Origin of the sequence: Psychrobacter sp. (genome assembly GCF_018260395.1) — a bacterium.
Lineage (GTDB): Bacteria > Pseudomonadota > Gammaproteobacteria > Pseudomonadales > Moraxellaceae > Psychrobacter.
Window position 1 is genome coordinate 1 of the sequence record NZ_JAGLBC010000194.1, and the last position, 3,202, is coordinate 3,202.

1 protein-coding gene is annotated in these 3,202 nt (G+C 42.7%); it reads left to right on the top strand.

The genetic code is table 11. The features are described 5' to 3' along the window. Window positions 1-3,202 (top strand): DEAD/DEAH box helicase family protein (locus tag QZ265_RS10325; RefSeq protein WP_296405898.1); only part of this gene is annotated, 3,202 nt, incomplete at both ends.

Genomic DNA, 3,202 nt, shown 5'->3' on the forward strand with positions numbered 1-3,202 from the left:
TAACCTTTCAAAACGACATCATCAATGAGATGTTATCCAAAGGCTGGGTGCAAGGTAACAACTCAGACTATCACCGTAATACCGCCTTGTATGAGCGTGATGCACTTGATTACGTACAACGTACTCAGTTTGATGAATGGGAGAAGTTTTGCCGTCTGTTTCCGCAAGACCCAGAGCGAGAGTTTATTAAACAATTGGTAAAGCAGTTAGGCAAAGCCAATGAACAAACAACCGATCGAGCGTCACGTACTTATGGCACATTGGGTGTGCTTCGTCATGGTTTAAAGATTCGCAATACCCGTTTTAGCCTCTGTCAATTTAAGCCCGAGCACAGCCTAAACCCTGATGTGCTGGCACGTTATGAAGGTAATATCTGCCGTGTGGTACCTGAGGTGATTTATAGTGCTCATTTAAGTCCTAAAGACGCTGATGAAGCAACTAGCAATGCCAAGTCTGCCAAACGTCATCGCCTTGATTTAGTACTGTTTGTGAACGGTCTGCCTGTGGTCACAATGGAGCTTAAATCTGAATTTAAGCAAGCCGTTGAAAACGCCAAACTACAATACAAGCGTGACAGACTACCTGTTGATCCTGCCAGCAAAAAGCCTGAGCCACTACTAAGCTTTAAACGTGGGGCTTTGGTACATTTTGCCGTCAGTCAGTATGAAGTGTATATGACCACTCGGCTGGCAGGTAACGATACTTTCTTTTTACCCTTTAACAAAGGCACTCGTGATGGTGGGGCAGGAAATGACATACCTCAAGATCATAACCGCTACGCCACCGACTACCTATGGAATGAGGTGCTAAGTACTGACAACCTGCTTAACATCTTAGGTCGCTTTATGCACCTTCAGATAGAAGATAAAGAAGACGCGATCGGGCGTAAGTACAAAAAAGAAACCATGATATTTCCGCGTTATCATCAGTGGGACGTAGTGACCAACCTGATTGAAGATGCCGTTGCTCAAAACCAGATGCAGGATCAGATCAGGCAAGCAAAACAAGAAGACCCAAACTATATCAAAAAGGTTGAGAATCGCTATCTGATTCAACACAGTGCCGGCTCGGGTAAATCTAACTCGATTGCTTGGACAGCGCACCAGTTATCCACGCTTTATAACCACTCAGGCACTAAACTGTTTGACTCAGTTATCGTGGTGACTGATAGAACCGTACTCGATGACCAATTACAAGATACTATTTATCAGTTTGAACATGCTGATGGGGTAGTTGGGCGTATTAACCGTAAAGAAGGTGAGGGATCTAAATCTGAGAAGCTGGCTGAAGCTTTGATGAACTCTCAGCCTATAATCATCGTTACTATTCAGACCTTCCCTCATGTGCTTAAAGCCATTGAAGACTCAAGCGTATTAAAAGAGCGACGCTATGCCATTATCGCGGATGAGGCGCACTCATCTCAGTCAGGTACTACGGCTCGTAAACTAAAAGAAGTGCTTATTGCTAGTCCAACAGCCAGTGATGAAGTCAGAGAAAACTTTGAAGAGTATGTTGATAGAGGATTATCTGCTGAGGATATGCTTGATGCTACTATTACCGCACGCCGTGGTAGTGACAATTTAAGCTATTATGCGTTTACTGCTACCCCAAAGTCTAAGACTCTAGAGCTGTTTGGACGCCTGCCTAATCCAAACTTGCCAGCTTCAAAAGATAATAAGCCTGAAGCGTACCACGTGTATTCTATGCGCCAAGCTATTGAAGAAGGCTTTATTTTAGATGTTTTGAAAAACTACACCACCTATAAAGTAGCGTATCAGCTCAATAAAAAAATGAGCAAAGACACAGAGGTCGATGCCAAGCGTGCTAAGATTAAACTTAACTACTGGGTGCGTCTACATGCTTATAATATCTCACAGAAAGTGAAAATTATTATTGAGCACTTTAATAAAAATATTAAAGGGTTGCTTGGCGGGCAGGCTAAAGCGATGGTGGTAACAGGCTCCCGTAAGGAAGCTGTGCGCTATAAACTGGCCTTTGACAAATACGTTGCAGAAAATAGCTACAAGGGTATCAGAGCTATGGTGGCCTTCTCAGGTGAGGTTGAGTTCACTGAATCTGATCCTGATAGTAGTGGGTTATTGGGTGAAAGCTTTACAGAAACCAATATGAACCCAGATCTTAAAGGCCGTGATATGCGTAAAGCCTTTGATTCTGACAATTCTACTAAAAACAGCTATCAAGTGATGCTGGTGGCCAATAAGTTCCAGACTGGCTTTGATCAGCCTAAGCTATGTGCCATGTATGTCGATAAAAAACTGGCAGGGGTGGACTGCGTACAGACACTATCACGACTGAATCGTATTTATCCTGGCAAAAAAGAGACCGGTACTTTTGTGCTTGATTTTTTTAATGACCCAGACGATATTTTGGCCGCCTTTCAGCCGTATTATGAGACAGCAGAGCTTGCTGATGTGTCAGACCCTGATAAGGTGTTTGATCTGTTTGAGAAGATAAGAGCCAGTGACATTATCCAATGGCATGAAGTGAGTAATTTAGCCGACGCTTTTTATAGCAAGAATAAAAGTAACGCTGCTATCAGTAACATCTGCAAGCCAGCCGTTGAGCGTTGGCGACATCAGTATCAGCGCGCGAGTGAGGACGTAAAACGTACCAAAGCGATATTTGAGCGTACTAAGGTCACGAATGATGCAGTACTGATTGGCAATGCAGACAATGAGCTAAAAGAAGCTAAAAAAGCCAAAGACAAGTTGGTGCTATTTAAAAAAGATTTAGGCAGCTTTGCTCGATTCTATGAATTTATGTCGCAGATTGTAGACTATGATGACCGTGATTTAGAGAAGCTAAGCTTATATGCCCGTCACTTATTGCCACTGTTGCGTGAGGACTTTAATCCTGACGATGAAATTGACCTTAGTAATATTGAGATGACACATTATCGAGTGTCTAAACTCAAGCAGCAGGATTTAAAATTGCAAGAGCATTCTGAAGAGTATCAGCTTGATCCTGCTAGCGGCCTTGGTACAGCGGCACCTAAAGACTCTAAAGAAGACTATCTGTCAGAGATTATTCGTCAGCTCAATGATATTTTTGCAGGGGAGGGGTTTACTGAGGATGATATGGTAAATTTTCAAAAAACTATTTGGGATAAGATCAATGAAAACGAAATAGTCGTAAAACAGTTTGAAAATAATACCGCCGATCAGATCATGCTAGGCACCTA